Here is a 24511-nt window from a genome sequence, read left to right as displayed (position 1 = left end):
GGAAAGGCAAGTATAAGCATAAATGATAGTCCGACTGAACAAAAAAGGGGGCTTAGCGCCCCCTTTTGTGAAAGTCTCGTTACACTAGAAGGACTCAAAATCACCATTCATATAACGTACCTTCACCCACTGACCCATATCGATTATATCGGCCGCCTTTTCTCCGCTTGATATTTCTACCGCGCCCGTGCGCTTTTTATTGATGGTGTCGAAATATAGGCGTGTCCCATCCAAATTCGTCGTTTCCAGTGCCGACATCCCACCATTATTATTAAAGCGACCATTTAACAGCATGCCGTGCCCGGAATAACCAACACGTATATTTTTAACGGTATTGGTGTACGGAGATCCCCGCTCTACAGAAAGCTGAACAAATGCCGGATCATTAACACTCTTTAATTTTGTCTTGAAACTGGCAGAAGCATTCAACGCAAGAAATCGCTCTTCACTTTCTCCTTCAATATGAAAATCCGCTTTTTCCTTACAACCCGAGTCAGCAGGCGAACAATGAATGACGCTGCGTATGATAGTAAGCTCTTCAGGCAATGCCGAGACTCCTTGGGCAACATTAAATGCCGACGCTGAAGCATCATTTACCACGTTAGAAAATCCTATTTTGAAATTTTCCATCGTATTGATACGCATAACAGCTTCACTGGAGACAGGAGAACGCCCAGATTCTTCAGAAAGAATACTTCTATCAGTGTACTTCAGGCGGAGTTTGCCAGAATCAACCGATACGAATGCTTTGAAAGTTTTGCTCTCCGAAATCTCTCCTGCTTTTTTAACCTCAAACGGCAATCTGACTCTCATTGCATCGATTGAAACTACGTACTCATCCCCGACCCAAAGATCCTCTCCATAGTCTGAGACAGAAATGGATGGCATGATGGTTCTAATCTGGAAATCACTTTGTGGAAATGACAACTCCACTGCAGCAGCGCTCACTGCTCCGCCAATCCGCACATCAAATGCATCGGGAGCAAAAGTCCGTGTACCCGCATTTCCGGTGAATCGCGTTACGCGCATAATAAAGTTGAGATTCAGATTTGCCGGACAGGTCGAGCCTTTCACCAAGCAAGAATCGTATACAGTTTGAAAAATAAATAGGTGGTTGCCTCCTTGGCCAACATTGTGGACAAAAGTCACTCCTTCATATGAAGTGCGAATAACCGAGTCGGCGTAGTAGTCCACCAGAGAAGAAAATGCAGCTTCTGCAGCGAAACCTAAAGCGGATAACGCAGTATCGAAATTTTTGTCCTGGAATATTTCGCTGGTATCTGCATTGTCGCCAAATAGATTAAGAATATTGGATATTCCTCCTTCCATCATTTGCGACAGGTTCGACATGCCGGCCAGCTTATACAAATCGATCGACGCGGCAAATCCTCTGACGTCATACACAAACCCTTTAGCCTTATCTATATCGGCAGAGCCTGCTGTTACACTGGGTTGGCCAATTTGGTATTCATCTGAACCAGCTATAGATAACAACGCGAGTTTCGATTCGAGTTCCGTGACAACGCCTCTGAGATCCCTATTTTGCTGTTGTTGTATTGCCGTCAATATTGCGGAGGCCTCCTGAAGAATGTCCGCGTAAGAGACGCCAGTATCTGAATTGCGAATATCTGGAATTCCAAAATCGATATATTGGTCAACAAAGGCAGACAGAGCGTCCGGAATGCCTGTCGCACCGAGATACTTTTGCGCGGTTTGAATAATGGCGAGATTTAAAGACTCCAAATAAATAGCATCAACGTGCTGACGATAAGAGTCCTCAAGATAATTCAAATTAACAGAACTTAACGACGCCAGCTCTTGAAAAGCTCCGAATCGGCTGGAGACTGTACTATTCGCACGCTCAATTTGCAGTTGTTCTAGCTTGTCGCCCGCTTGAGCAGTCAATAATTTGAATGCCAGATGCGACAGAACAGACACGTTTAAAACCGATTGATTCTGCAAATTCGGCACAGCGAGAAACAATTCCAGATCATTGTTAAGGCGGAACTCCTCTCCCAATTGCACCCCTGATCCACAACCTGCATTCAAGGTACATTTAAGATTTGTTTGGTGTGCCAAAACCACAGCCCGAACAACCACTGGCTGCGCAAGATGATCGGCATCCACTTCCAACAGAAAAGCGCCGGCCGCATCTGTTTCGCCATAGCCGATAGGAGTATTCCAGTCCACCCTGCCATCTTGAAAACGATGCACGAAAACCTGAGCTTGAGAGCCAACTCCCAAACCCACCCTGCCGTGCAACCGAGTCTCTTCTGAGTGCGGCTTTTGCGGACTTGATGAACTGTCGGGCGTCTTTAGCCGCTCGGTTTTACAGCCTAAAGTCGACATGACCGCTATTAAAAGTAAGGCATACAAACAACGCATGAGCGCCAACCTTTAAGAACTGGGAAGTGGAAAAGTGTGAAGCATTCCACGGCGAACGAGCCCAACCTTGAGCCCTGATTATTATTTGAGCGCTCACAATAACTCAAACGCCGTAACCAGAATGCAAACTTTTTCTCAATTAGAGGGAGATACTACAAAGAAAAAAGGCCCCGAAAAGGGGCCTTTTAAACTTTGATACAAACTTCTCAGAATTAGAGAGTCTGAGAGGTTCCGTCTACGTAGCGGATTTGCAGCTTGCCGTTCTCTTCTACGACATCAGCCACTTTGCGTCCGCTCTTATCCAGCAATGTACCACTGCGAGATCCGTTGGATGCGGAGGTGATGTCCAGCGTGAAGCCTGCATCATTCAATGCATCCAAGCTAGCCAACTGGCCTTCAAAGTCGATATCACCAGACAGAGTCAGCTCTCCACTATCCGAACTCACTCTGAATGGATTCAGGCTGAGCAGTTCGTTTGATGAGCGCTGTCCTGCTGCTTTAACAGTAACCGGACCAAGGCCTGTCAATGTGGCAGAAGCTTCCACGTCAACTGATGCATTCAAGAATTCAGTTGCAGTCTCTTCACTGGTGGTGAAGGTGGTTTTCTTACCAACGGTTTCCACCAAGAAACCATAGACTCGTGGAGCTGGGATATCGTCAAACGGATCTGGGTCAACTGATACTTTTGATCCATTTGCTCTTACCGCAGCCTTGGTAACTTGCAGGCTTTGAGCTGAATCGCTGATACCAGCCGTTGCATCCAACTCGACGCCTTGCAACGCAAACACATCAACTGCAGTGCGGCTTTCGCCATCGCGACTCAAGATACCTACATCAACTTTGATTGAGGTGCCTTTGCCCGTGACAGTCACATCCGCCTTAACCGGATCTGTTGTACCCAGCTGCTCCAAGGTCAGCGGCAAATTAAGAGCCAAGTTGCTGAAGTTCAAGCTCAGTGCAGTCGAGTCTTTCCAGCCTGCAATCGCATTGGTATCAGAGGTAAAGGACAAGCCGCTCACTTGCAGATGACCAGCTGAAACCGGCTGAACCGTTGCTGATACATACGCATTTTTCAGAACCGCTTTCGTAATGGTCACACGCAAACCACCCGCAGCATTCAAGCTGGTGACACCATTACCCTGAGCACCTGTCGGACCGTTCGGGAAGTCGAGTTGCAACACCAGGTCAACGTTTACAACGCAAGCCTTAGTATCTTGGCCTTCATCACAAACATCTACATCCTGTTTGACCGTATAGATGTGACGCTGCGGTGAGTTGCCTTGGATGCTTGAGGCCACAACAATCTGACCTGATCTGGTTTCTGTTGGACGCTCACCGTTCAGCGTTTTCGCCAACACATCAGCGATCGGAGAGGCAGCCTCGCCAAGCGCACTCAACAAGAATTGCGGGTTGCTGCCATTGATCAATCCAGCTGAATTGATCTTATCCCTGAAGCCATCAAATGTCGCTTTAGTTCGGCCGTCCAACAGCTTGGAAATGGACAGCAAGATATCCTCGCTACCAACTCTGGAGACAGTTCGAATGTCGCTTACAAATTCTTTTGCTTGAGCAAGCGTTTCGGCATCCACTTCACCACCTGATGTTGAGGAGCTTGAGCTGCTAGAGCTGGACGATGAAGAGCTGCTTGAGCTTGAGGAGCTGCTAGAGCTTGATGATGAGCTGCTAGAGCTGCTGGAGCTTGATGATGAGCTGCTAGAGCTGCTGGAGCTTGAAGATGAACCAGCTCCACCGCCAGCCGGTGGCCAATCGTCACCAGGACACCAGGTTCTGCCGGCATTCAAGGTATGGGTGATATAAGCCACAAGTGTATCGGCCTGTGCGGCAGATACAGACCCCAATGCAGTGATAGGCATATACAGAGAGATGAACTCGCTGAGATCCAGGCTTACCTGGTTGCCAGCTGCATTAGTTTTGTAGCCATCTCCAAGAGAGTCATACACATCCATAGCTGCAAGCCCACCTTTCCATGAGGTAGTAATACCATCTGTGGGTACATTGCCATGGCAAAAGGAGCAAGTTGACGCGTAGAGAGCTTGTCCTGCTGCTACATCAGCATCACAAGTATTAGCTACACCAGAGGATGAACTTGATGAGCTGCTTGAAGAGGATGAGGAGCTGCTCGAAGAAGAGCTGCTTGATGAAGAAGATGAACTGCTAGACGAAGAGGAGCTACTGCTCGATGAGCTAGAAGTAGTGTCCCCACCGGAGCTTGAGCTAGCACTGGAAGATGATGAGCCCGTAATGCCGCCATTTGTACAACCTTGCAGAGCAAATGCTCCAGCAGCCAATAAGATTAGAGCGATATTTTTCATATAACGATCCTATAAAAGGCGTCCAGTAAAACTACATATGCCGCATACTGAACAATTGGAATCCGCTGCCCCCTAGTTACCGCTTAAAGAGGCTTATTATGGTTACAACCTGCACCATAATACGCGAACTCGAATCAGCTGAACGTCAACCAGATCTCGTTCTTTCACTTTAATTGCCAATAAAAAAGGGGCCCCGAAGGGCCCCTAAATTACCTTGATAATCAAGCTAATCCTTAAAACACGCCGGAAGTTCCGTCCACATAATTGATATACAGCTTGCCGTTCTCTTCCACGACATCAGCCACTTTGCGTCCGTTCACATCTACCAACGTACCACTGCGTGATCCATTAGATGCTGATGTGATTTCCAGCATAAAGCCAGCCTCATTCAATGCATCTAAGTTGACCAATTCACCATCAAAATCGATGTCACCGGACACAGTCAGCTCTCCACCGTCAGCAACCAGTTTGAACGGATCCAAACTGAGCAGCTCATCTGAGGAACGCTGCGCTGCGGCGGAGATTTCAACTGAATCCACTCCTGCCAGCTTGGCTGATGCCTCCAACTCAACAGATGCGTTCAGGAATTCCGCTGCAGTCTCACCACTAGTGGTGAAGGTGGTTTCCTTACCAACAGTTTCCAGCAAGAAGCTGTAGACCGGAGGTGCAGGGATATCATCGAACGGATCTGGGTCAACTGATACTTTTGATCCATTTGCTCTTACCGCAGCCTTGGTAACTTGCAGGCTTTGAGCTGCATCGCTGATACCAGCCGTTGCATCCAACTCGACGCCTTGCAACGCAAACACATCAATTGCAGTACGGCTTTCGTTATCGCGACTCAAGATACCTACATCAACTTTGATTGAGGTGCCTTTGCCTGTGACAGTCACATCCGCCTTAACTGGATCTGTTGTACCCAACTGTTCCAAGGTCAGCGGCAGATTAATAGACAGATTGCTGAAATTCAGGCTCAGCGCAGTCGAGTCTTTCCAGCCTGCAATCGCATTGGTATCAGAGGTAAAGGACAAGCCGCTCACTTGCAGGTGACCAGTTGAAACAGGCTGAACCGTTGCTGATACATACGCATTTTTCAGAACCGCTTTCGTAATGGTCACACGCAAACCACCTGCAGCAGTCAAGCTGGTAACACCATTACCCTGAGCACCTGTCGGGCCGTTCGGGAAGTCGAGTTGCAACACCAGATCAACGTTTACAACGCAAGCCTTAGTATCTTGGCCTTCATCACAAACATCTACATCCTGTTTGACCGTATAGATGTGACGCTGCGGCGAGTTGCCTTGGATACTTGAGGCCACAATAATCTGACCTGACCTGGTTTCTGTCGGACGCTCGCCGTTCAGTGTTTTCGCCAACACATCAGCGATCGGAGAGGCAGCCTCGCCAAGCGCACTCAACAAGAATTGCGGGTTGTCGCCATTGATCAATTCAGCTGAATTGATCTTATTTCTGAAGGCATCAAATGTCGTTTTGGTCTCACCATCCAACAGTTTGGAAATGGAAGCCAAGATATCCCCATTACCAATTTTTGAGACATTTCGGACATCGCCAACAAACTCTTTCGCTTTAGCAATAGTCTCGGCATCCACTACACCACCGGATGTTGATGAGCTTGAGCTGCTAGAGCTCGATGATGACGAGCTGCTTGAGCTTGAGGAGCTGCTGCTAGAACTCGATGATGATGAGCTGCTAGAAGACAAGCCGCTGGAGCTAGAACTGCTGCTTGAGCTAGATGAAGACGAACTGCTGCTTGAGCTTGAAGATGAGCCAGATCCACCTCCAACCGGCGGCCAATCCTCACCAGGACACCAGTTTTTGCCTACATTCACTGTGTGAGTCAGGTAAGCAGCGATATTTTCAGCTGTTTCCAATGACACAGGAGCAGCTGGGAACGGCATATAGGTCGCAATGAACTCGGACAAGGACAGAGAGACCTGATTTCCAGATTGCTCTTTATAGCCATTCAATCCAGCGTCATACAAATCGATAGTCGCCAAAGGACCTGTCCAAATGACCACACCTTCTTGAGGCGAACCATGACAGTTTGCACAACTCAGACCTGCTGCGGTGCTCGCAAAAGCAATGCGACCAGCTTCTACTGCAGCATCACAAGATACTGGGTCACCAGATGAGCTTGAGCTGCTGGATGAAGAAGACGAGCTGCTGCTTGAGCTTGAAGACGAGCTGCTTGATGAACTGCTGGAAGATGAACTGCTGCTCGAAGAAGAGCTGCTGCTTGATGAGCTGCTAGAAGACGAACTGCTAGAGCTGGACGATGAGCTGCTGCTTGAGCTTGAAGACGAACTGCTGCTCGATGAAGAAGAGCTGCCCGGTTCACCGCTGCTACCAGAAGAGGTAGATGAGCTTGAAGATGAGCTGCTGCTGGAAGACGAGCTGCTAGAGCTTGAGCTAGAAGACGAGCTGGAGCTTGAAGATGAGCCAGATCCACCTTCAACAGGCGGCCAATCCTCACCAGGACACCAGTTTTTGCCTACATTCACTGTATGAGTCAGATAAGCAGCGATATTTTCAGCTGTTTCCAATGACACAGGAGCAGTTGGGAACGGCATATAGGTCGCAATAAACTCGTGCAAGGACAGATCAACTTGATTTTTTCCTTGCTCTTTATATCCATTCAATTCAGCGTCATACAAATCTATAGTCGCCAAAGGACCTGTCCAGGTAACCACGCCTTCCTGAGGCGCACCATGACAGCCTGCACAACTCAAACCTGCTGCAGAGCTCTCATAAGCAATGCGGCCAGCTTCTACAGCAGCATCACAGGATACTGGGCCACCAGATGAGCTTGAGCTGCTGGATGAAGAAGACGAGCTGCTGCTAGAGCTTGAAGAGGAGCTACTGGAAGAGCTGCTAGAGCTTGAAGATGAGCTGCTAGAAGACGAACTGCTGCTTGATGAGCTGCTAGAGCTTGAAGACGATGAAGAGCTGCTGCTTGAGCTCGACGAAGAGTCGCCTGGCACTCCGCTGCTACCAGAGGAACTGGAAGAACTAGAGGAAGAGCTGGACGAACTTGAGCTTGAAGAGCTGCTTGATGAGCTGCTGGAGCTTGAGCCCGGATTGCTGCCATCCAAGTATCCAAGCAGGTGCTCGGCGATATCAGCAGCACATTGAGCGTCACACTTCTCCGGATAGATTGGCGGCATTGCCTTTTCAATGAAATCGGCAAGCTCGTCAACCGTGGTGTGACGCAGGTTGTTCAGATCAAATGGATTGGAGCCGCTGAAGGTTCCGTCTAAATTATCGGTGTGGCAACTTGAACATTCTTCAATGAATTTTTTTGCACCTTCAGTTTTATTGCCTACAATTCCTGAAGATGAGCTGCTTGAAGAGCTAGAACTAGAACTGGAGCTGGAACTCGAGCTAGAACTAGAACCTGTTGGTGGATTCTTCGGAGGCGTTGGACTGGACCCTCCGTTACTACACCCTTGCAGAGCAAGAGCACCAACCGTAAACAGTATTAGTGCGAGATTTTTCAAGGTAAGTCTCCTGTACGTTTTAATACTTATGACGTAATTTGCCTGTTTTCTTGTTCACTTCACCAGCGGTTAAGAGGAACATCCAGCGAACCGGTCATGTTCTTTTAATCGCCTCTTTACGAGGTCTTGTTTTTCCAAATCGTCTTTGACGCCAATAGCAGGACACCCACGCACGGGAAATTCACCGCTTTTTTCCTAGGCGGCATCTTAAACGGTGGGTCAGAAATCATTCAATGACGGACACCCGCCGCTCATGTGACGCAGTTGGCATTAAAAGAGTACTAAACGAAATAAAGCGAAGAAGTTGAGCTTTTTTAGCAATAAGTCCAAACCAAATGTGAATTGGTCGAATTTTGAACAGACGTTGAAAAACGCGCCTTGGTTATATAAAACCGCCTCTCATATAAGTACGTATAAAAGAAGAAAGACTTCTTCTCACTTCATCACTGGCCGAATCCTTCCTGTAAACTAGCCCGCTTTGCAAATTGACCAACAAAGGGGCACGCGATGTATTCCGCAAGATCTCTCTATGTCCTACTGATCACCTTACTGTGCGGCATTTACCTAAGCGGTTGTGAAGGGGGCAAAAGCCAAGGACTGGATTGCAGAAACAATCAGTCCCCCTACGAAAAATGCGATTCCCCGCCCAAGCCCTGCCCCTCTGGTCAGCAGTGGATTGGCGGCAAATGCCAAGTGCCTAATGGGAATTGCCCGATTGGCCAAACCCCGGTCAATGGAATTTGTGTGCCGGATAATGGCAACGAATGCGGCCCTGGCAGACATTTGGAAAACGGTCGTTGCGTTACCGACCAGTTGTCGGTGGAAATCATCAGTCGATCTGCGTGCTGGAACCCCAACAACGGCGCAAGCCGAATTATCCTGCAATTTGTCACCCGCGATGAAAGCGGCTGGCCGCTCGATCCGGAGATTGATGCTAATAAAGAACCCACAGCACTCTTGTCACAGCTGCTGGTCAATGACGAACCGCCTGATGTGGAAGCGTTACTGAGCCGGGATTCTGAACTTTTGAAATCCGATATGGCGTTATCTTTGGTGCTCGACAGCACTTACTCCATGTTGCGCCATAATCCGCCCGCGTTTGAGCCAATGAAATCTGCCGCAGTCGATGTTTTGCAGGAATTGGCCAGCGCTTGGAATGCCAACAACTCGAATTTCTTCTGGGAACTGACTTGGTTTAACGATCTCATCTACCGCCCGGCAACGAACAACCGCGGTGAGGGATGGCAGTTCTCCGACATTTTGAATCTTCCCGAACCCGTCCAAGGCAGCTACACAGGACTGTGGAAAGCAGTCGATTACACCATCGGCGTACATGAGGAATTGCTGCGCGACGGCAAAGCCGCGGGCAACCGGGATCAACATGTAATGGTTATTTTCTCCGACGGCGAAGACAACCACAGTACCATCTTCGACAACAGCGCCGACCGTTATAGCGGTGAAGGCGATTTGCAAGGCAAATTATTTTGGACTTACCAAGGTTACCCGATTACCGACCTGGCTTCTGTCAAAGCGCGTTTGGCCAAAATACGCAATCTGCGCGTTTACGTCATTGCTTTTGGTAACGAGTTAAAAGAACAAGGCAAACGGGATCTGCGCAGTCTCGCCGAACAAAGCCGTGGCCAATATTTCTTTGGCAGCGACAGTAAAACACTCGGCCAGTTGTTTAACAGCGTAAAAAGGGAGTTCATCACCATGCAGACCATAGGTATAGAAACCCCCTTGCGCCGCGGCGAGCACAGATTCACGTTGCACACCAAACATCTCGCCAGCGGCGCAGAAGGCAAGCAGGACTTTGTATTGCAGATTGACGAACAAACGCTTGGCACATGCCCGACTGGTCGCTAATTTTTTGGCACCGTACAACAATTATTAGATCTGCTTAATTTCTACTTTGGCAAATAACGGTCGGAAAGTTATATTAACCGACCGTTTATAAGTTAATGCGCACTCCTTCTTTATCTCGGAAAAATACTCGTCTACTGTTGTAAATGGCGACCTCCACCACCCACCGGGTTGTGAAATTGCGCGCAAAAGGTGAGGAATATGCATCTGTCAGCAGATTTGATGAGCGCTGCTTTAATGGCCAGCAACGAAGGCATTGTGATTGCCGAACTGAATGACTTCAACACGCCGATTATTTTTGCGAACCCGGCATTTTTACAATTAACCGGCTATACATGCGAAGAAATTTTGCATCAGGAATGCTTATTTCTGATGCCGCTTACTGACGATGAAGAACGCAAGCGCATACATGACACGCTGCAAAAACGCCTCGAATGTTCCGAACGGCTGCGCTTAGAAGGAAAAGGCAGGTCTTTTTACGTGGACTTCTCTTTTCGCTATACCGAAAAAGACGGCCGCTATTCCCACATCATTTGTTTCTACAAAGACGTCACCCAAGAGGAATACCTGAAGAGCGTTTTGGACAAGGTGAATATTCTGTATCGGGAGATGAGCAAACGACTCGAATACACCAACGAAACAGACAACCTCACCAAACTCAAAAATCGCGGTCATTTATCCACCCGGGGTGAATTTTTATTAGGCGCGGCAAAAAGAGAAAAATTGCGTCTTCACGCAATTCTCGTCGATATTAATTGTTTCAAAATGCTCAACACCATCGGCGGCGCAACCCTAGGCGATGAATGCTTAATTAAAGTTGCCGATATCATCCGACGATATTTTTCCCGCTCCGCCGATATAGCGATCCGCATGTGCGACGATGAGTTTGTAATCGTTTGCATCGAAGATGACGATCAACGCGTGTACGATCGTGTGGAGTCTCTGCGCAAGGAAGTCAATGAACTTAAAATGAAAGATGTGATGGGAAGAGAACACGACGTGTCGGTGAGCATCGGCATTTATTCCGTGACACCAGAAAAAAGTACCACCATTGAAGAAATGATCCATAATGCCGGGCAATTGGTGTTTCGCCACAATCAGGCTCCCGACGGCCAAGTGATTCACGATAAACTTGACGGCCACGCTCGTCCATTTCGCCATTAACTATGACTCAAGCCTGTTATTGTTCCAGCGGTCGTTTGTTTTCCGACTGCTGCCAGCCTTTTCTCACGAACACAGATATTCCAGCCACGCCAGAAGCTCTGATGCGCAGCCGTTACAGCGCATTCTGCAGTAAAAATTTGCCCTATTTACTGCAAACTCGCCTGCCGGAAAAACGCTATCTGGATAATCCGACCGATCTCGAAAAAACCTTTGACCAGGCCCAATGGTTAAAGCTGGATGTGCTTAATTCAAGCGCGGTTGATGACCGCGGCACCGTGGAATTTATTGCTTTTTACAAGGATGCAACTGGCATTGGCCAAATACATGAACGCTCGGATTTTTTGCGACGGGATGGACATTGGTATTACGCCGACGGTGTTCATTTGCCCGCAAAAAAGCTGCAGCGCAATGATCCGTGCTGCTGTGGCAGCGGCAAAAAATTTAAGAAATGCTGCGGAGCTTGATGAGATATGCCCGTTCCTATGGAGCGGGCATAATTAGATCAATTTAAAAGAAGCGTTAATTGGCTGGGGTCAGTTTAGCGAGTTGAGCCTTGGCAGCTTCCGCTACATCACCCGTACCTTGCGCCGCAAATTCAAAATAGCTACGCGCGGTATTCTTGTCGCCTGCCGCCAGTGACAATTCTCCGAGATGATAGGCCGCCAGTGGCGTTTCCAGATATTGCATGCTCTTTTTCAGCGCATCTGTAGCAGCGGAATTTTTACCCGCCTTTTTCTCCAGCAAACCTACGCCTAAATATCCCAAATAATATTCAGGATTCAGCTTCGCCGCCTGTTGAAAAGCCTGCAATGCGGCGCTGTCTTCTTTGGCTGCCATTTTTAATTGGCCTTTGGTGATATGAAACAGCGCTTCATTCGGCTGTTTTTGAATCGCTTTATCGATCAAGCTGGACGCCTGATTAAAATCGTTGTTCTGCGCTGCTTGCAAAGCTTGCTCGTGCAATTGATAGGCTTCCTTGTCACGCAATAACTGTTTAATCGCATTCTGATATGCGGTTTTGTTGCGCGCGCCTTTGTTGGCATTTTCGGCCGCAAGTTCACGGTTGCGTTTTACGCGCTCTTCTGAGGGTGGGTGGCTGGCAAACAGGCTTTCCATAAAACTGCTCTGCTGCCCTTTCGATAAGGCGACAAATTTTTCCTGCAGCTCGACGGCGCCTTGCGGGTCATAACCGGCTCTTACCATGTATTGAACACCGTATTTATCGGCTTCGAGTTCCTGATCGCGGCCGTAGTGAGCCTGATAGGCGCTCGCTCCCACACCTGCGCCGGCCAGCATCCATTGGCCATAATCGGATTTCTGCGCTGCTACCCCAGCTGCCATCAAGCCGACATTCAGCAAGGTCGCGCGCGTCATTTGCCGCGCGGAATGGCGCGCTGCGGCGTGTACGATTTCGTGCCCTAACACGGCAGCCAGTTGCGATTCGTCTTCCAACATAACGAGCAAGCCGCGATTCACCGCAATTTTTCCGCCAGGCAAGGCCCAGGCATTCGGCACACTATTATTGAGTACGACAAATTCATAAGGCAGATTGGCGCGATCGCTGACGCGCGCCAATTTTTGGCCGACGCTGTTTACATACACCGTCAATTCCGGGTCCACGACATAGCGTCCGCCCTGTTGTTGCTGGTAGGGCTGGTACAGTTGTGCGCCCTGACTTACTTCCTGCTCCGCACTCATCAAAGAGAGTTCGTTTTTGCCGGTGACAGGATTGACGGCGCAGGCGGTAAGCGCCGCCAGCAGATAAACCAGTAGAAAGCGGGACAGAGTATGCATTGAGGCTCCTTTTTAGTGTCGTAATTGGCTTGGAGAATACCCGGCCTTTATCTATGGCTCATCATGGAAGCGTGCGAATCAGCCATGATGATCGGATATTGTCGTTATAATGCGCGGCCATTTTAACCAGGAAAGCTGACACTATGCAGACAGCTCAAGTCATCGAATTGTTCGCTGGCCAAAATCCGCACGGGCAGCCTGTTGTGGAACGCCTGCCAGTGGACGTCACTGAGCAAGACGAATGCCGCCTTCTCCAGTCGCCGCTGTTGGTCAAAGGTTTGGCTCGTGGCGATTTAATCAAACTGGATCGTGGTGCCGGTGAATTTACCCTGCGTCAGCGCAGCGGCAATTTGTGTATTCGGGTATTCAGCCGCGGCGACATTCGCATTCTCGACGAAGCCATTACCCCGGAAATGGAAAAACTCGGTGGGCAGTTGGATTTGGAGACGCCGCGTGCCCTTGTCTACAGCATTCATGTCAGCTGCGGCTTCGAACCGATTGAAAAGCTGCTCAATGCGCACATGACGCCCGACAGCGCGTGGTTTTACGGCAATGTCTACGACCCCACCGACGGTGTGACTCCGCTCAATTGGTGGGTCGATATACTGAAACCCCAGTAACCGGTGCGCCTGCACAGGCGCGCATTGTTTACCGCTTTTCCCCCACAAGCTCGCCCTAATTTCATCCAATAAAACTGGCCCTTTACACGCACAGGGGCATATCTGCGCCTATAGTTTATCCATCGGCGCCCAGTCTCCGCCGTTTAGATTTGAGTTACTCGATAACCCTACGCGGTTGTCGCAGAGGAGATTAGCAGCATGTCTTTAAAGGTTTTGGTGGTGGATGATGCGACCTTCGTTCGCGATATGGTCAAGCGCACCGTCCGCCAATTGGCTCCAGATGCAGAACTGCTGGAAGCGCCCGATGGAGCCAGAGCCGCAAGTTTAATCAAGAGTAAAACGCCCGATCTGATTTTGTCGGATTGGGAGATGCCGGAAATGTCCGGCGAAGAATTGCTTCGCTGGTTACGCAAGCAGCCAGAAATTGGCCAGACGCCTTTTATCATGATTACCAGCCAGGGCGGCCGCAATCACGTGATGGCAGCAGTGGAGGCAGGGGTCAGCGACTATCTCTCCAAGCCGTTCACTCGGGATGAGCTCGGCCGCAAGATCAGCAAACAGCTCAAGCGCCTCGGTTACAAACCATCGGGTGCCGTTTCTCCGGCGCAGCGCGGCTTTGCCTTTTCGTCCGTGGATGTCTTGACCGGCGGTCGAGCCAGTGCCGTAACCCATCCGGCGACGACCGAGGTTCCTCCTTCGTCTGCGTCCAGCCATAAACCCAGCAAATTCGCCGGCAAAGTGCTGCTGCGCTTCCCGCATATTTCCTGCGAATACGATTTGTTGGAAACCTCGAGCCAGGCGCTGTGCGGCACTGTGACGCGACCGCAGATCCTGCCGAGCGTATTTGATCAGGCCGTGGTGGACATAATGGCACCGGACGGCAAGGCGCTCGCCCGCATCAATGCCTATATCCACAGCATCAGCGCCTGTGAACCCACCCCCAACGCTCAGAGGGTGCGGATGATCGTGCGGTTTGTCGATCAGGATCCGGCCAAACACGAGGTTTTAACCAGTTTGTTTGGCGCTTAACCTCTTACGGAGTGGGCTGCTGCTCCGCACGGAAATCCCCCGCCCAGATAAACGACACATCTTCCGCTTTTACGTGACGGCGCAAGGCTTCCAGCAACTGCTGAGGGGTCAGCGCCTGCAGCTGAGCTTCCCGTTGCATCAGCCACTGGATATCCCGGCCGACTTCGAGATTGCGCGCTAGCATTTCCGCAAGATTTTCGTTTTGCGTCCGCGCGACCCGCGCTTCCTGCAACATACCGGATTTGGCCGCCTTGACCTCGGCAGCGGTGAAGCCCGTGCTCAGTATCTTGCCAAGCTCCTCGCGCAGCCCCTTTTCTACCGCCGCACGATTCTGCGGGGCAAAGATGGCGTAGGAAGTGAACTGGCCGTTATCCGTCCAGTTGGACATCACCACCCAAGCCGATGAACTGTAGGAGAGTCCATCCTGCTGGCGCAGACGGGTGGTCAGGCGGCTGTTGAGAAAACCGCCGCCGAAAATATAAGTGCTGAGTTGCAATGCTGCGGCATCCGGGTGATTTTCACCGACCGGCACCGGCATCAGCGCCATGACCACCGCATTTTCTTTATCCGGTGTGGCAAAAGTGCGAGTGACAGGATCAATCGGGCGATAGGGCTGCAGTATTCGCACATACTCCGCCGAACTGCGCCACTCGCCGAATTGCTCTTTCAGCGCAACCAAAATTTCCTGCTCATCAAAATCGCCGACTATGGCGATCTGCATCTGATTCGCGCCGTAGAACTCTTTGTGGAAGCGCTTCAGATCATCTATGGTCACGGCGCGAAGCTCGGCGATTTCTTCGTCCAGAGTCGGCGCGTAATAAGGATGGCCGGGAGGCCATGGGCTGTAGAAGCGACGCGCTTCGCGACCGGCTATGGACTGCGGATCCTGGCGCGAGGCTTCCAGATTGGCGATAGCGCTGCTTTTGAGAAGCTCGAACTCCTTGGTATCAAACACCGGGTTGCGCAGCACTTCGGCCACTACTGCCACTACATCGGCAAGATTGGCTTTGGTGGTCAATACAGACGCATAAGCGCCCATAATTCTGCCGCCGATGCTGGCGTTCGCCTGCAGCTCATCGAGACGATCCTGCAACGCTTGGCGGTCGTATTGGCGCGTACCGCGCATCAACATGGCACCGGTAAGAGAAGCCACCGCGCTTTGATTCCACAAACTTTTTTCGCTGCCGTACTGCATGTTCAAGTTCAGGATCACCGACTCACCACGGGTTTTGCGCGGCAAGAATGCGATCTTGGCTCCTGCGGGAAGCGAGTGTTCCCGCACCAGGGTGGAGATATTCTCCAAGGACGGATCAAACTCTTCACCCGCGGCTGCGATCTCACGGCCCTTGTATCCTTCAAGCATGGCTGCAACATCCGCCACTACCGGGATGTCGACTCGCTCCGGCGCAGTGGTGGGATAAAAACGTCCTTCCGTGCGGTTGTTGCGCACCAGATACTGCGTCGCTACCCGCTGCACATCTGCGGCGGTGACTTCTTCGATACGATCGCGGGTCAGGAACAGCAGGCGCCAATCGCCCATGCCGATGTATTCACTGAGAGCTATGGCAATTTGTTCGGAGGAGTTGAAGGCGAGCGTAATGTGTTTCAGCAGATTGCGCTTGGCTCGCGCTACTTCATCGTCCGTGATGGGCGTTTGGGCAACGCCTTCCACCAACTGCAGAAATGCTGTGCGGGTTTTCTCCAAATCCGCGCCCTTCTCCACCCGCGCGCCGAAGAACAGCAGGCCGGGATCCTGAAGCTGATAGGGATAGCCAAAGGCCGATACCGCCAGTTTTGTTTCCACCAACCCTTTATGCAGGCGACCGCGCGGCGTATCTGCGAGAATTTCCGTCAGCACTTCCAGCGCTGGGTAGTCCGGATGGCTGCCGGCGGGTATGTGATAGGCGGCGGCGAACCACTGAATATCCCCCACGCGCCGCACCGTAACGCTTCGTTCGCCGTCTTGGGCAGGTTCTGCGGTGTAGAGTTTGGTGAGCTGACGCTTTGGCCGGGGAATTTTGCCGAAATGTTTTTGAATCAGTTTCAACAAGGACGCTTCATTGAATTTTCCGGCAACTGTGAGCACCGCATTGTCCGGCTGGTAATAGCGCCTATAAAAATCCTGCAGTCGCTCAATAGAGACATTTTCGATATCCGAGCGAGCGCCAATACTGGGTTTGCCGTTGTTGTGCCAGAGATAAGCGCTGGAACTCATACGCTGCATCAACACGCGCAACGGATTGTTTTCCGCGCGTTCGAATTCGTTGCGCACCACCGTCATTTCACTGTCCAGATCCTTTTTTGCAATAAACGAATTCACCATCCGGTCCGCTTCCATGCGCAGCGCCCAGTCGATGTTGTCTTCGGTGGCGGTAAAGGTTTCGTAGTAATTAGTGCGATCCAACCAAGTGGTGCCATTGGCTTCGGCACCGCGCGCCGACATCTCTCCCGGAATATCCGGATGCTTCTTGCTGCCCTTGAACAACAAGTGCTCCAACAGATGCGCCATGCCGGTTTCGCCGTAGCTCTCATGCTTCGAACCGACCTTATAGGTCACATTGACCGTGACTGTTTCTTGACTTGAGTCCGGAAACAACAACACCGTCAATCCATTTTTTAAGCGGTATTCGGTAATGCCTTCGACCTCAACAACTTTCTCCACCCCGCGCGGCAGCGGGACGGAATTATCAGCGTAGGAAAGTTTGGCTGTCGTACTGGCAGCCGCAAGCAACAATACGGCGAATAAGCTCAACAGAGATCGAAGCATCTGACTTCCTTAGGATGGTTGGAAAAAACGGCCGAGTTTACTGGCTGTTTATTGGGTGGAAAATAGAAACACTCGCGCATCCCTAACAACCCTGGGCGAAGAAAGTTCCGCTGGCGGTGGCCTTGACGGACTTGACTCGGTTTCGGGAGCCACTATTATCCGAAAAGGCCTTGCGCGACCATCCGGTCGCTGATGCCCCTAATAATTCATTCGTCCCAAGGAAGCCCAAGGCCGTTCATGGATCAAGCCGTAATGATCGACACCCGTCATCCCCTCGAAACGCCCGAGGGCACTGATTTATCGCTCTATCCCGCCGGTTTTTGGGTTCGTTCACTGGCCTACACCATCGATTGGTTGATTCGCGTTGCGGTTGTGGTGGCGACCGGATTCCTGTTCAGTGCCAGCGGCATAGGTCAGGGCATGACACTGGTGGTGTACTTTCTGATGGAGTGGTTTTATCCGGTCTACTTCGAGCTCTGCCACAACGGTCAGACCATCGGCAAAAAGGCGTTACATCTCAAGGTTATTAATGACGATGGCACTCCGGTCACCTTCGCTGCCTCACTGATTCGCAACTTGTTGCGCACTGTCGATTTCCTCCCGGTGTTTTACATCTCCGCCATTATCGCGTCTTTGTGCAACCGCGATTTCAAGCGCCTCGGTGACTTGGCCGCTGGTACGCTCGTGGTTTACACCAATCCCATTAAACCCAGCCCGGCAATCGACAATGTCGGCGTGCGCCCCGTTCCTGAGGGCTTCAGCACCGACGAACAACGCGTGCTGGTGGCTTTTGCGCAGCGCAGCGCCACTATGAGTGGTGCGCGCCAGGCCGAGCTGGCCAATATCATTGCCCCTCTAGTTGCGCCGGGAGACCCCGTAGTCGCCATCAAACAGATGGCCAATCACATTGTTGGACGGCGAGCGGATTCTCCATGAAGCAATCCACTTTCGAGCAACTCCACGCGCCAGTCTGGCAGGCGTTGGAGGCCAAGCTGATCCTGTTGGAAAAAGGCCAAAAACCCCAATCGGGGGAACTGCGCGAATTTGCCTCGCTGTTCCGCAAGGTCTGTCATTTCCACGCCCTGGCACAGGAGCGCCACTACAGCAGCTTTCTGGTGGATCACCTGGACAATCTGGTGGTGCGGGCACATCAGCAGCTCTACCGCCGTAAACATCCGATTTGGCAACCTCTGCTGCAGTTTATCGTGCGCGATTTTCCCGCTCTGGTGCGCCAGGAGCGCCAAGCTGTGTTGTGGGCAGCTTTGCTGTTTGTCGGCCCGTTGCTGGGATTTTTTGTCGCCACTCTGGTGAATCCGGATATGGCCTACACGGTGATTGCACCGGATCAGGCGGCGCAAATGGAAGCCATGTACGACCCGGCCAACCGGGTTCTGGGCGCCGCGCGCGATTCGGACACCAACTGGGGGATGTTTGGTTTTTATATCTACAACAATATTTCGGTGGCTTTTCGCACCTTTGCTTCCGGACTCTTGCTGGGCGTCGGCAGCGGCTTTTTCCTCACCTTCAACGGCGCGCTGATCGGCGCAGTCGCCGGCCATCTCACCAACGTCGGTTTTACCACCACCTTCTACACCTTTATCGTCGGCCACGGCAGTTTTGAATTGACCGCCATAGTGCTCGCCGGCGCGGCGGGGTTAAAACTGGGTTACAGCCTGCTTGTGCCTGGGCAATTGACTCGGGTGGAATCTCTGAAGCGCGCCAGTCATGTCGCCATACGGCTGGTCTACGGGGTGATTTTGATGCTGGTGATTGCGGCGTTTATCGAAGCCTTCTGGTCCTCCAACAATATTTTTGCCCCCTGGCAGAAGTATCTGGTGGGTGCCGCATTGTGGCTGGTGGTGCTCGGCTATCTGATTTTCAGCGGGCGCGAACGGAGTCATTCATGAATCTGGAGCAACTGCGCATCGCCATACGCCCACGCCGCGACTGGGAGGCCGTGGATCTCGGTCTGCAGATGGCGCGTCAGTGGTGGTGGCCGATGCAGCGCATCTGGCTGCTGGTGACTTTGCCTTGGATATTGATGGGATTGCTGCTGCCCGCGGATTCCCTGTGGCTGGTATCGCTCAGCCTTTGGTGGTGCAAACCCTTATTTGAACGACCGCTGCTGATGATCCTCAGCCAGGCAGTCTTCGGCTTTACTCCCTCCACCAAGGAAATCCTGCGCGCGCTGCCGAAACTCATTTTTAACCAGATTTTTGCCAGTCTGACTTGGCGGCGTTTTAGTCTTACCCGCTCCATGGATCTCCCTGTGATCCAATTGGAAGGCTTGCGCGGCAAGGAGCGCAGCAACCGCCTCCAGGTACTGCACCGGGACGACAGCGGGCCGGCAACTTGGTTGACTATTATCGGCGTCCACGTCGAATCCTTTCTGATGATCTCCGGGCTCGCCCTCTTGGGTCTGTTTATTCCGGCGGAAGTAGATCTGGGTATAGATAGCCTCGAATTCTGGGGCGAGAGCAAAACCGGTGGACTGTTGCTACTGTTTTTCAGCTATAGCGCCATGGCTCTGATCGGCCCGCTGTTTGTGGCCTGTGGCTTTTCCTTGTACCTCAACCGCCGGGTCAAGCTGGAAGGCTGGGATATCGAAATCGCTTTTAAACGTATGGTGCAAAAACGGGGACTGCAAACCTTTGTTTTGCTGGCCGCAATTGCCTTCTTTAACTTGCTGCCCCAGTCGGCACCACCGGTTTGGGCAGCGGACGAACGCGCGGAAATCCGTGAGCAGATCATTGCCATACGCAATGGCCCGGATTTTCACCAGATGAAAACCCACAAGATTCCCAAATGGCAAACCGACAAGGAGCCAGAGCTGGACAGCGGCTTCATTGAGGCCTTATTCAAACTGCTCGAGGCGTTTGGCAGGTTCATCAGTTCTATCTCCGGTTTTGCCGAAATCATCCTCTGGGGACTGGTACTCGCGTTGGTTGCCTGGGTCGCCCTGAGATACGGCTCCTGGCTCAGTCGCTTTCCCCAACTACTGCCGCGCAAACGCCGTCAGTATTACCAGCCCAAAAAGCTGTTTGGCATGGCGGTGACGGAGGAGTCCCTACCGACCGACGTCAGCGCCGCCGCATTGGACCTGTGGCAACGGCAGCAGCCGCGCCAGGCGCTCGCCCTGCTGTACCGCGCCAGTCTCGCCCGCTTGTTACAAAGCGGCGCCCCCTTGCGCGAAGACCACACTGAATTGGAATGTTTGAAAATCGCCAAGCAGCAATCGCTACCCGCTGATGCCCTGGCGTATTTTTCCCATCTGACGCAGGTTTGGCGGCAATTGGCCTACGGTCATGAACTGCCGGATAACACTCTGGCCGAAAGCCTGTGCCGCAACTGGAACCATCACTGGCCTGACGGGGCGCGCGTATGAGCAAGCTGCGCCCTTACATTCCCCACATGCTCCTCGTCCTGCTCGGGGCCTTGCTGGCTTTGTGGTACTTCAACCAGGAGTGGGAAGAACAAGCCATTGATATGGGTCCTACCAAAGAAGCTCGCCGCAACCCCCTGCTCGCCTTGCAGCGCTTGCTGGAACAGCAGCAGAAACCGGTGGAAACCATTCGCGGCTTCGCCGGCTTGGAACGGCTGCAATTTGGCGAGCAAGCTGTTGGCGACCGAGACGCTCTTGTACTACTCAATACCGGCGGCGCTTTGCGCGAGTCACAAGTGGCATCCCTGCGGGGTTGGGTGGAACAGGGCGGTCAATTGATCGTTACGGTGGAAAATCCCTACTTCAGCATCGATGACAGTCATAAGGATCCACTGCTGAATTTGCTTGGACTCGCCCTTAACCATACGCCTTGGCTTGAACATGAAGCAGTTGAGGAAAACAAAGCAGAGGCGTCTGAGGAGGAAGATGATAAACCCGCCGATATCGAAAGCTTTCCTCTAATCTCCGATAACAAAGATGAAGACCCGGCCGCCAAGAGCTGCGGCTGGCGCCCCACCTACCTGCCAATCCACCTCAGAGGCCAGGAGCAGCTGCAACTGGCGTTTGGCTATGGCCTGGATACATCGTTTGTGGACGTGACCGCAAGCAGCCGACCGCTGGTGATGCGCGACGAACAGATTTATCTGGCGCAGATGAGAGTCGGCGCGGGCGAGATTTTCGCGCTCGTCAATGCGAGTCCATTGGGCAATAACTACATAGCCTGCGGCGACAACGCATTTGTGATGTGGCAATTGCTGCGCGATAGCGACAAGGTGTGGCTGGTATTGAACAGCGATACTCCCAGCTTCTGGCGCTTACTGTGGGAGACTTCCATGTTTGGCTGCCTCGCCCTGCTGGCCGCTCTGGCTCTCTGGCTGTGGTACAAGGTGCCGCGCTTTGGCCCTGTATTAACTGTGCCGGTGACGGGGCGACGGCAATTTCTCGACCATATTCGCGCATCGGCCCATTTTCTCCTGCGCCACCAGAATAATGCCGCCCTGGTGGAACCGCTGCGGGAGGAAATTCTGCAGAAATTACGCCTGCGCCAACCGGGTTTTGCGCAACTGGCACCGGATCAGCAGGTGGAAAAAATTGCGCAGCTCAGCGGTATACAAGCAGCTGACGTTCACCTGGCCCTTTACCACCCGTTGCCAGTGCAAGACGCCGTGTTTATCGACATAGTGCAACGCCTTCAACATCTCAGGAATTCTCTATGACACAAGTGCCTCCCTCGGACTCCGAAATACAAGCCGCAGATGAGCCCCGTGAAAAAAGCGACACCTTTGAACAGGCTTACCAATTGGTGCAGGCGCTGCGCAATGAAATCCAGCGTGTCGTAATCGGCCAGCAAACTGTTGTTGAACAGGTTCTGCTTGCGCTGATTGCACGCGGTCATGTGTTAATTGAAGGTGTTCCGGGGCTGGGTAAAACCCTGTTGGTGCGCACCCTCGCCCAGTGTTTTGGCGGCCGTTTTGCGCGCATTCAATTTACCCCCGACCTTATGCCCAGCGACGTCACTGGACATGCGATGTTCAATATGAAGACACAGGAGTTCGAGATTCGCAAAGGCCCCGCCTTTACCAATTTATTGCTGGCCGATGAAATCAACCGGGCGCCCGCCAAAACCCAGGCGGCGTTATTGGAAGTGATGCAGGAGGGGCAGATCACCATCGAGGGCACTTCGCATCCGGTCGATGCGCCTTTTATGGTGCTGGCCACGCAGAACCCTATAGAACAAGAAGGCACTTATCCGCTCCCGGAAGCCGAGTTGGATCGCTTTATGTTGAAGGTATTGATCCAATATCCCGAAGCCAAAGATGAAGAAACCATGCTGTTGCAGCTCGGCAAAAACAGCGATGAAAAACCGGTACGGCAGTTGATCAAACCAACCCATGTTTTGAGCCTGCAGAAAATCGCCCAGCAAATTACGGTTGATCCCGCCATTGTGGAATACATCGTCAAAATCGTGCGCGCCACGCGCAATTGGCCCGGGGTTTCCCGCGGCGCCGGACCGCGTGCAAGTATCGCACTGCTCAACGGCGCACGCGCTTATGCATTGATGAACAATGATCGTTATGTAACACCGGATGATGTAAAAGCTGTGGTACTGCCCGCCCTGCGCCACCGTTTGTTGCTGGCGGCGGAATTGGAAATCGAAGGCGTATCGGTCGATCAGGTTTTGCAAGACATCAGCAAAAGTGTGCCCGCTCCGCGGAAATAAGTGGAAAAAAACGCTCGATGACGATTTCCAAAAAACGCTGGCGCCCGACACCCAAGACCATTTTTCTGGCGGGTGGTTTGGGATCTGCTGCCCTGCTCGCGGGCTTGCTTGGTCACTGGTGGACAGCATTTAGTGCAGATTGGGTGCAGTGGAGTTTGCTTGCCGCCGGACTGATGTTGTTTTTTCTGGTGCTGCTCGATTACGCCGGCAGTCGCAGCCAACCCGACGTAGGAGTTGAACGCCTGCTGGCAAGTGGTTTGGCGCTGAATCAGTGGACGGAAGTGCGTTTGATCTTCACCCATCACTTCCGCTATCCCGTCACCATCGAAGTATTTGATGACATCAACCCGCAGGTGGTTTGCGAACACGTTCAGCAATTTGTACCGTTACAACCCGATCAATCAACGCAGATTACCTACCGTTTGCGCGCCTTGCAGCGCGGGCCGCTCACTCTGCAAAAGTGCCATATTCGGGTGCCTACGCCACTGGGTTTTGGCAGCGTGTCCTATTCGGTCGCAGTGGAAAGTACCGCCAAGGTGTACCCCAATTTTTCTGCGATTGCGGCCTATACCATTCTGGCGGCGGAAAATCACACCAATGAATTGGGCATCCGGCGCAAGAACCGGCGCGGCCAGGGGCTGGACTTTCACCAATTGCGCGAGTATCGCCAAGGCGACAGCCTGCGGCAAATCAGCTGGAAAGCCACGTCCCATCGGCAGCAATTGATCTCCAAGGAATATCAGGATGAGCGCGATCAGAATGTGATTTTGCTGATCGACAGCGGTCGGAGAATGCGCGCCAAAGACGACGAACTCGACCATTTTGACCACGCACTCAATGCGAGCATTCTGGTCAGCTATATTGCGCTGCGCCAAGGTGATAGCGTCGGCGTGTTGAGCTTCGGCCATACCGAACGTTGGATAAGCCCGCAGAAAGGTGCCGACAGAGTCAATGTCATCTTGAATGGTTTATATGATCTGCAGGTGGAAAACTGCGCGCCGGATTATCTCGCCGCCGCAGAAAAAGTTTTCCAATTGCAACGCAAGCGCTCTTTGATCGTGCTCGTCACCAACTCCCGCGATGAAGAAATTGAAGAGTTGATCATGGCGGTGCGCCTGCTGCAAAAACGCCATCTGGTTTTGGTGGCTAATATTCGCGAAGCCGTACTGGACAATACATTGATTGAGCCTGTAACCGATCTCGATCAGGCCGCAGCCTACGCTGGCACAGTGAATTACCTGCACTTGCGCAAAGCCGCACATAAAAAACTGCAGCAGAGCGGAGTTTATTCCGTGGATTGTTTGGCGAAAGATCTGGCGCCTGCGCTGGCCAACAGCTATTGGGAAATCAAGCGTTCCGGAGTTTTGTAAGCGGG

16 protein-coding genes are annotated in these 24511 nt (G+C 52.0%); 11 read left to right on the top strand and 5 right to left on the bottom strand.

Going from position 1 to position 24511, the window contains the following annotated elements; genetic code table 11:
• Window positions 1-84: 84 nt before the first annotated feature.
• The 3 genes from DWB84_RS01340 to DWB84_RS01330 all read right to left on the bottom strand — a co-directional run bounded on the left by DWB84_RS01340 (window position 85) and on the right by DWB84_RS01330 (window position 8236).
• A complete protein-coding gene (locus DWB84_RS01340; RefSeq protein ID WP_187407960.1) occupies window positions 85-2385 on the bottom strand; it encodes a hypothetical protein in 2301 nt (766 codons plus the stop codon).
• Window positions 2386-2597: 212 nt separating this feature from the next.
• Complete coding sequence (locus DWB84_RS01335; protein WP_187407959.1) at window positions 2598-4718, bottom strand: c-type cytochrome; 2121 nt, start codon at window positions 4716-4718, stop codon at window positions 2598-2600.
• A gap of 233 nt (window positions 4719-4951) precedes the next feature.
• Window positions 4952-8236 carry a cytochrome c gene (locus DWB84_RS01330; protein ID WP_187407958.1) on the bottom strand — a complete coding sequence of 1095 codons (3285 nt, stop codon included), beginning with the start codon at window positions 8234-8236 and terminating at the stop codon, window positions 4952-4954.
• A 507-nt stretch (window positions 8237-8743) separates the two neighbouring features.
• Between DWB84_RS01330 and DWB84_RS01325 the strand changes: the two genes are divergently transcribed.
• From DWB84_RS01325 to DWB84_RS01315, 3 genes are all read left to right on the top strand, one after another.
• Window positions 8744-10102 carry a VWA domain-containing protein gene (locus DWB84_RS01325; protein ID WP_187407957.1) on the top strand — a complete coding sequence of 453 codons (1359 nt, stop codon included), beginning with the start codon at window positions 8744-8746 and terminating at the stop codon, window positions 10100-10102.
• 198 nt (window positions 10103-10300) lie between these two features.
• A complete protein-coding gene (locus DWB84_RS01320) occupies window positions 10301-11263 on the top strand; it encodes a sensor domain-containing diguanylate cyclase (RefSeq protein ID WP_187407956.1) in 963 nt (320 codons plus the stop codon).
• Between the two features lie 2 nt (window positions 11264-11265).
• Entirely contained in the window at window positions 11266-11727 is a 462-nt protein-coding gene (locus DWB84_RS01315) for a YchJ family protein (RefSeq protein ID WP_187407955.1), read from the top strand.
• 55 nt (window positions 11728-11782) lie between these two features.
• Here the strand turns inward: DWB84_RS01315 and DWB84_RS01310 are convergent, their stop codons facing one another.
• Window positions 11783-13057, bottom strand: a complete 1275-nt coding sequence (locus DWB84_RS01310) for a M48 family metalloprotease (protein ID WP_187407954.1) — start codon at window positions 13055-13057, stop codon at window positions 11783-11785.
• 143 nt (window positions 13058-13200) lie between these two features.
• Here DWB84_RS01310 and DWB84_RS01305 point away from each other — a divergent pair, with 143 nt between their 5' ends.
• Together DWB84_RS01305 and DWB84_RS01300 are read left to right on the top strand one after the other, a co-directional pair.
• The gene (locus DWB84_RS01305) at window positions 13201-13677 is read left to right on the top strand and encodes a DUF4265 domain-containing protein (RefSeq protein WP_187407953.1); all 477 of its coding nucleotides are present in this window, start codon (window positions 13201-13203) and stop codon (window positions 13675-13677) included.
• A 198-nt stretch (window positions 13678-13875) separates the two neighbouring features.
• Window positions 13876-14706 (top strand): response regulator, encoded by an 831-nt coding sequence (locus DWB84_RS01300; RefSeq protein WP_187407952.1) that lies wholly within the window; start codon window positions 13876-13878, stop codon window positions 14704-14706.
• A 4-nt stretch (window positions 14707-14710) separates the two neighbouring features.
• Here DWB84_RS01300 and DWB84_RS01295 read toward each other — a convergent pair whose 3' ends face one another.
• The gene (locus DWB84_RS01295; protein WP_187407951.1) at window positions 14711-17473 is read right to left on the bottom strand and encodes a pitrilysin family protein; all 2763 of its coding nucleotides are present in this window, start codon (window positions 17471-17473) and stop codon (window positions 14711-14713) included.
• 237 nt (window positions 17474-17710) lie between these two features.
• Between DWB84_RS01295 and DWB84_RS01290 the strand changes: the two genes are divergently transcribed.
• The 6 genes from DWB84_RS01290 to DWB84_RS01265 are packed head-to-tail and all read left to right on the top strand — an operon-like array spanning window position 17711 to window position 24506.
• Complete coding sequence (locus DWB84_RS01290) at window positions 17711-18409, top strand: RDD family protein (protein ID WP_187407950.1); 699 nt, start codon at window positions 17711-17713, stop codon at window positions 18407-18409.
• Window positions 18406-19380: a stage II sporulation protein M gene (locus tag DWB84_RS01285; protein WP_187407949.1), complete on the top strand. Its 975-nt coding sequence runs from the start codon at window positions 18406-18408 to the stop codon at window positions 19378-19380. Before DWB84_RS01290 ends, DWB84_RS01285 begins: the two co-directional genes overlap by 4 nt.
• Window positions 19377-20858 (top strand): DUF4129 domain-containing protein, encoded by a 1482-nt coding sequence (locus tag DWB84_RS01280; protein ID WP_187407948.1) that lies wholly within the window; start codon window positions 19377-19379, stop codon window positions 20856-20858. The genes DWB84_RS01285 and DWB84_RS01280 overlap by 4 nt, the downstream gene beginning before the upstream one ends.
• Window positions 20855-22132, top strand: a complete 1278-nt coding sequence (locus tag DWB84_RS01275) for a DUF4350 domain-containing protein (protein WP_187407947.1) — start codon at window positions 20855-20857, stop codon at window positions 22130-22132. Before DWB84_RS01280 ends, DWB84_RS01275 begins: the two co-directional genes overlap by 4 nt.
• Window positions 22129-23136, top strand: a complete 1008-nt coding sequence (locus tag DWB84_RS01270) for a MoxR family ATPase (RefSeq protein ID WP_187407946.1) — start codon at window positions 22129-22131, stop codon at window positions 23134-23136. Before DWB84_RS01275 ends, DWB84_RS01270 begins: the two co-directional genes overlap by 4 nt.
• Window positions 23137-23153: 17 nt before the next feature.
• Complete coding sequence (locus DWB84_RS01265) at window positions 23154-24506, top strand: DUF58 domain-containing protein (RefSeq protein ID WP_187407945.1); 1353 nt, start codon at window positions 23154-23156, stop codon at window positions 24504-24506.
• Window positions 24507-24511 lie beyond the last annotated feature (5 nt).

The organism is Saccharophagus sp. K07 (genome assembly GCF_014336955.1).
Classification (GTDB): Bacteria; Pseudomonadota; Gammaproteobacteria; order Pseudomonadales; family Cellvibrionaceae; genus UBA5868.
The sequence above is the reverse complement of the archived record's forward strand: the minus strand, read 5'-3'. Positions and strand labels throughout refer to the sequence as shown.

Coding starts and splice junctions, on each gene's coding strand:
- DWB84_RS01315 (WP_187407955.1), top strand. CDS start 11,266: ATGACTCAAGCCTGTTATTGTTCCAGCGGTCGTTTGTTTTCCGACTGC.
- DWB84_RS01340 (WP_187407960.1), bottom strand. CDS start 2,385: ATGCGTTGTTTGTATGCCTTACTTTTAATAGCGGTCATGTCGACTTTA.
- DWB84_RS01270 (WP_187407946.1), top strand. CDS start 22,129: ATGACACAAGTGCCTCCCTCGGACTCCGAAATACAAGCCGCAGATGAG.
- DWB84_RS01335 (WP_187407959.1), bottom strand. CDS start 4,718: ATGAAAAATATCGCTCTAATCTTATTGGCTGCTGGAGCATTTGCTCTG.
- DWB84_RS01285 (WP_187407949.1), top strand. CDS start 18,406: ATGAAGCAATCCACTTTCGAGCAACTCCACGCGCCAGTCTGGCAGGCG.
- DWB84_RS01305 (WP_187407953.1), top strand. CDS start 13,201: ATGCAGACAGCTCAAGTCATCGAATTGTTCGCTGGCCAAAATCCGCAC.
- DWB84_RS01320 (WP_187407956.1), top strand. CDS start 10,301: ATGCATCTGTCAGCAGATTTGATGAGCGCTGCTTTAATGGCCAGCAAC.
- DWB84_RS01295 (WP_187407951.1), bottom strand. CDS start 17,473: ATGCTTCGATCTCTGTTGAGCTTATTCGCCGTATTGTTGCTTGCGGCT.
- DWB84_RS01275 (WP_187407947.1), top strand. CDS start 20,855: ATGAGCAAGCTGCGCCCTTACATTCCCCACATGCTCCTCGTCCTGCTC.
- DWB84_RS01280 (WP_187407948.1), top strand. CDS start 19,377: ATGAATCTGGAGCAACTGCGCATCGCCATACGCCCACGCCGCGACTGG.
- DWB84_RS01325 (WP_187407957.1), top strand. CDS start 8,744: ATGTATTCCGCAAGATCTCTCTATGTCCTACTGATCACCTTACTGTGC.
- DWB84_RS01310 (WP_187407954.1), bottom strand. CDS start 13,057: ATGCATACTCTGTCCCGCTTTCTACTGGTTTATCTGCTGGCGGCGCTT.
- DWB84_RS01300 (WP_187407952.1), top strand. CDS start 13,876: ATGTCTTTAAAGGTTTTGGTGGTGGATGATGCGACCTTCGTTCGCGAT.
- DWB84_RS01265 (WP_187407945.1), top strand. CDS start 23,154: ATGACGATTTCCAAAAAACGCTGGCGCCCGACACCCAAGACCATTTTT.
- DWB84_RS01290 (WP_187407950.1), top strand. CDS start 17,711: ATGGATCAAGCCGTAATGATCGACACCCGTCATCCCCTCGAAACGCCC.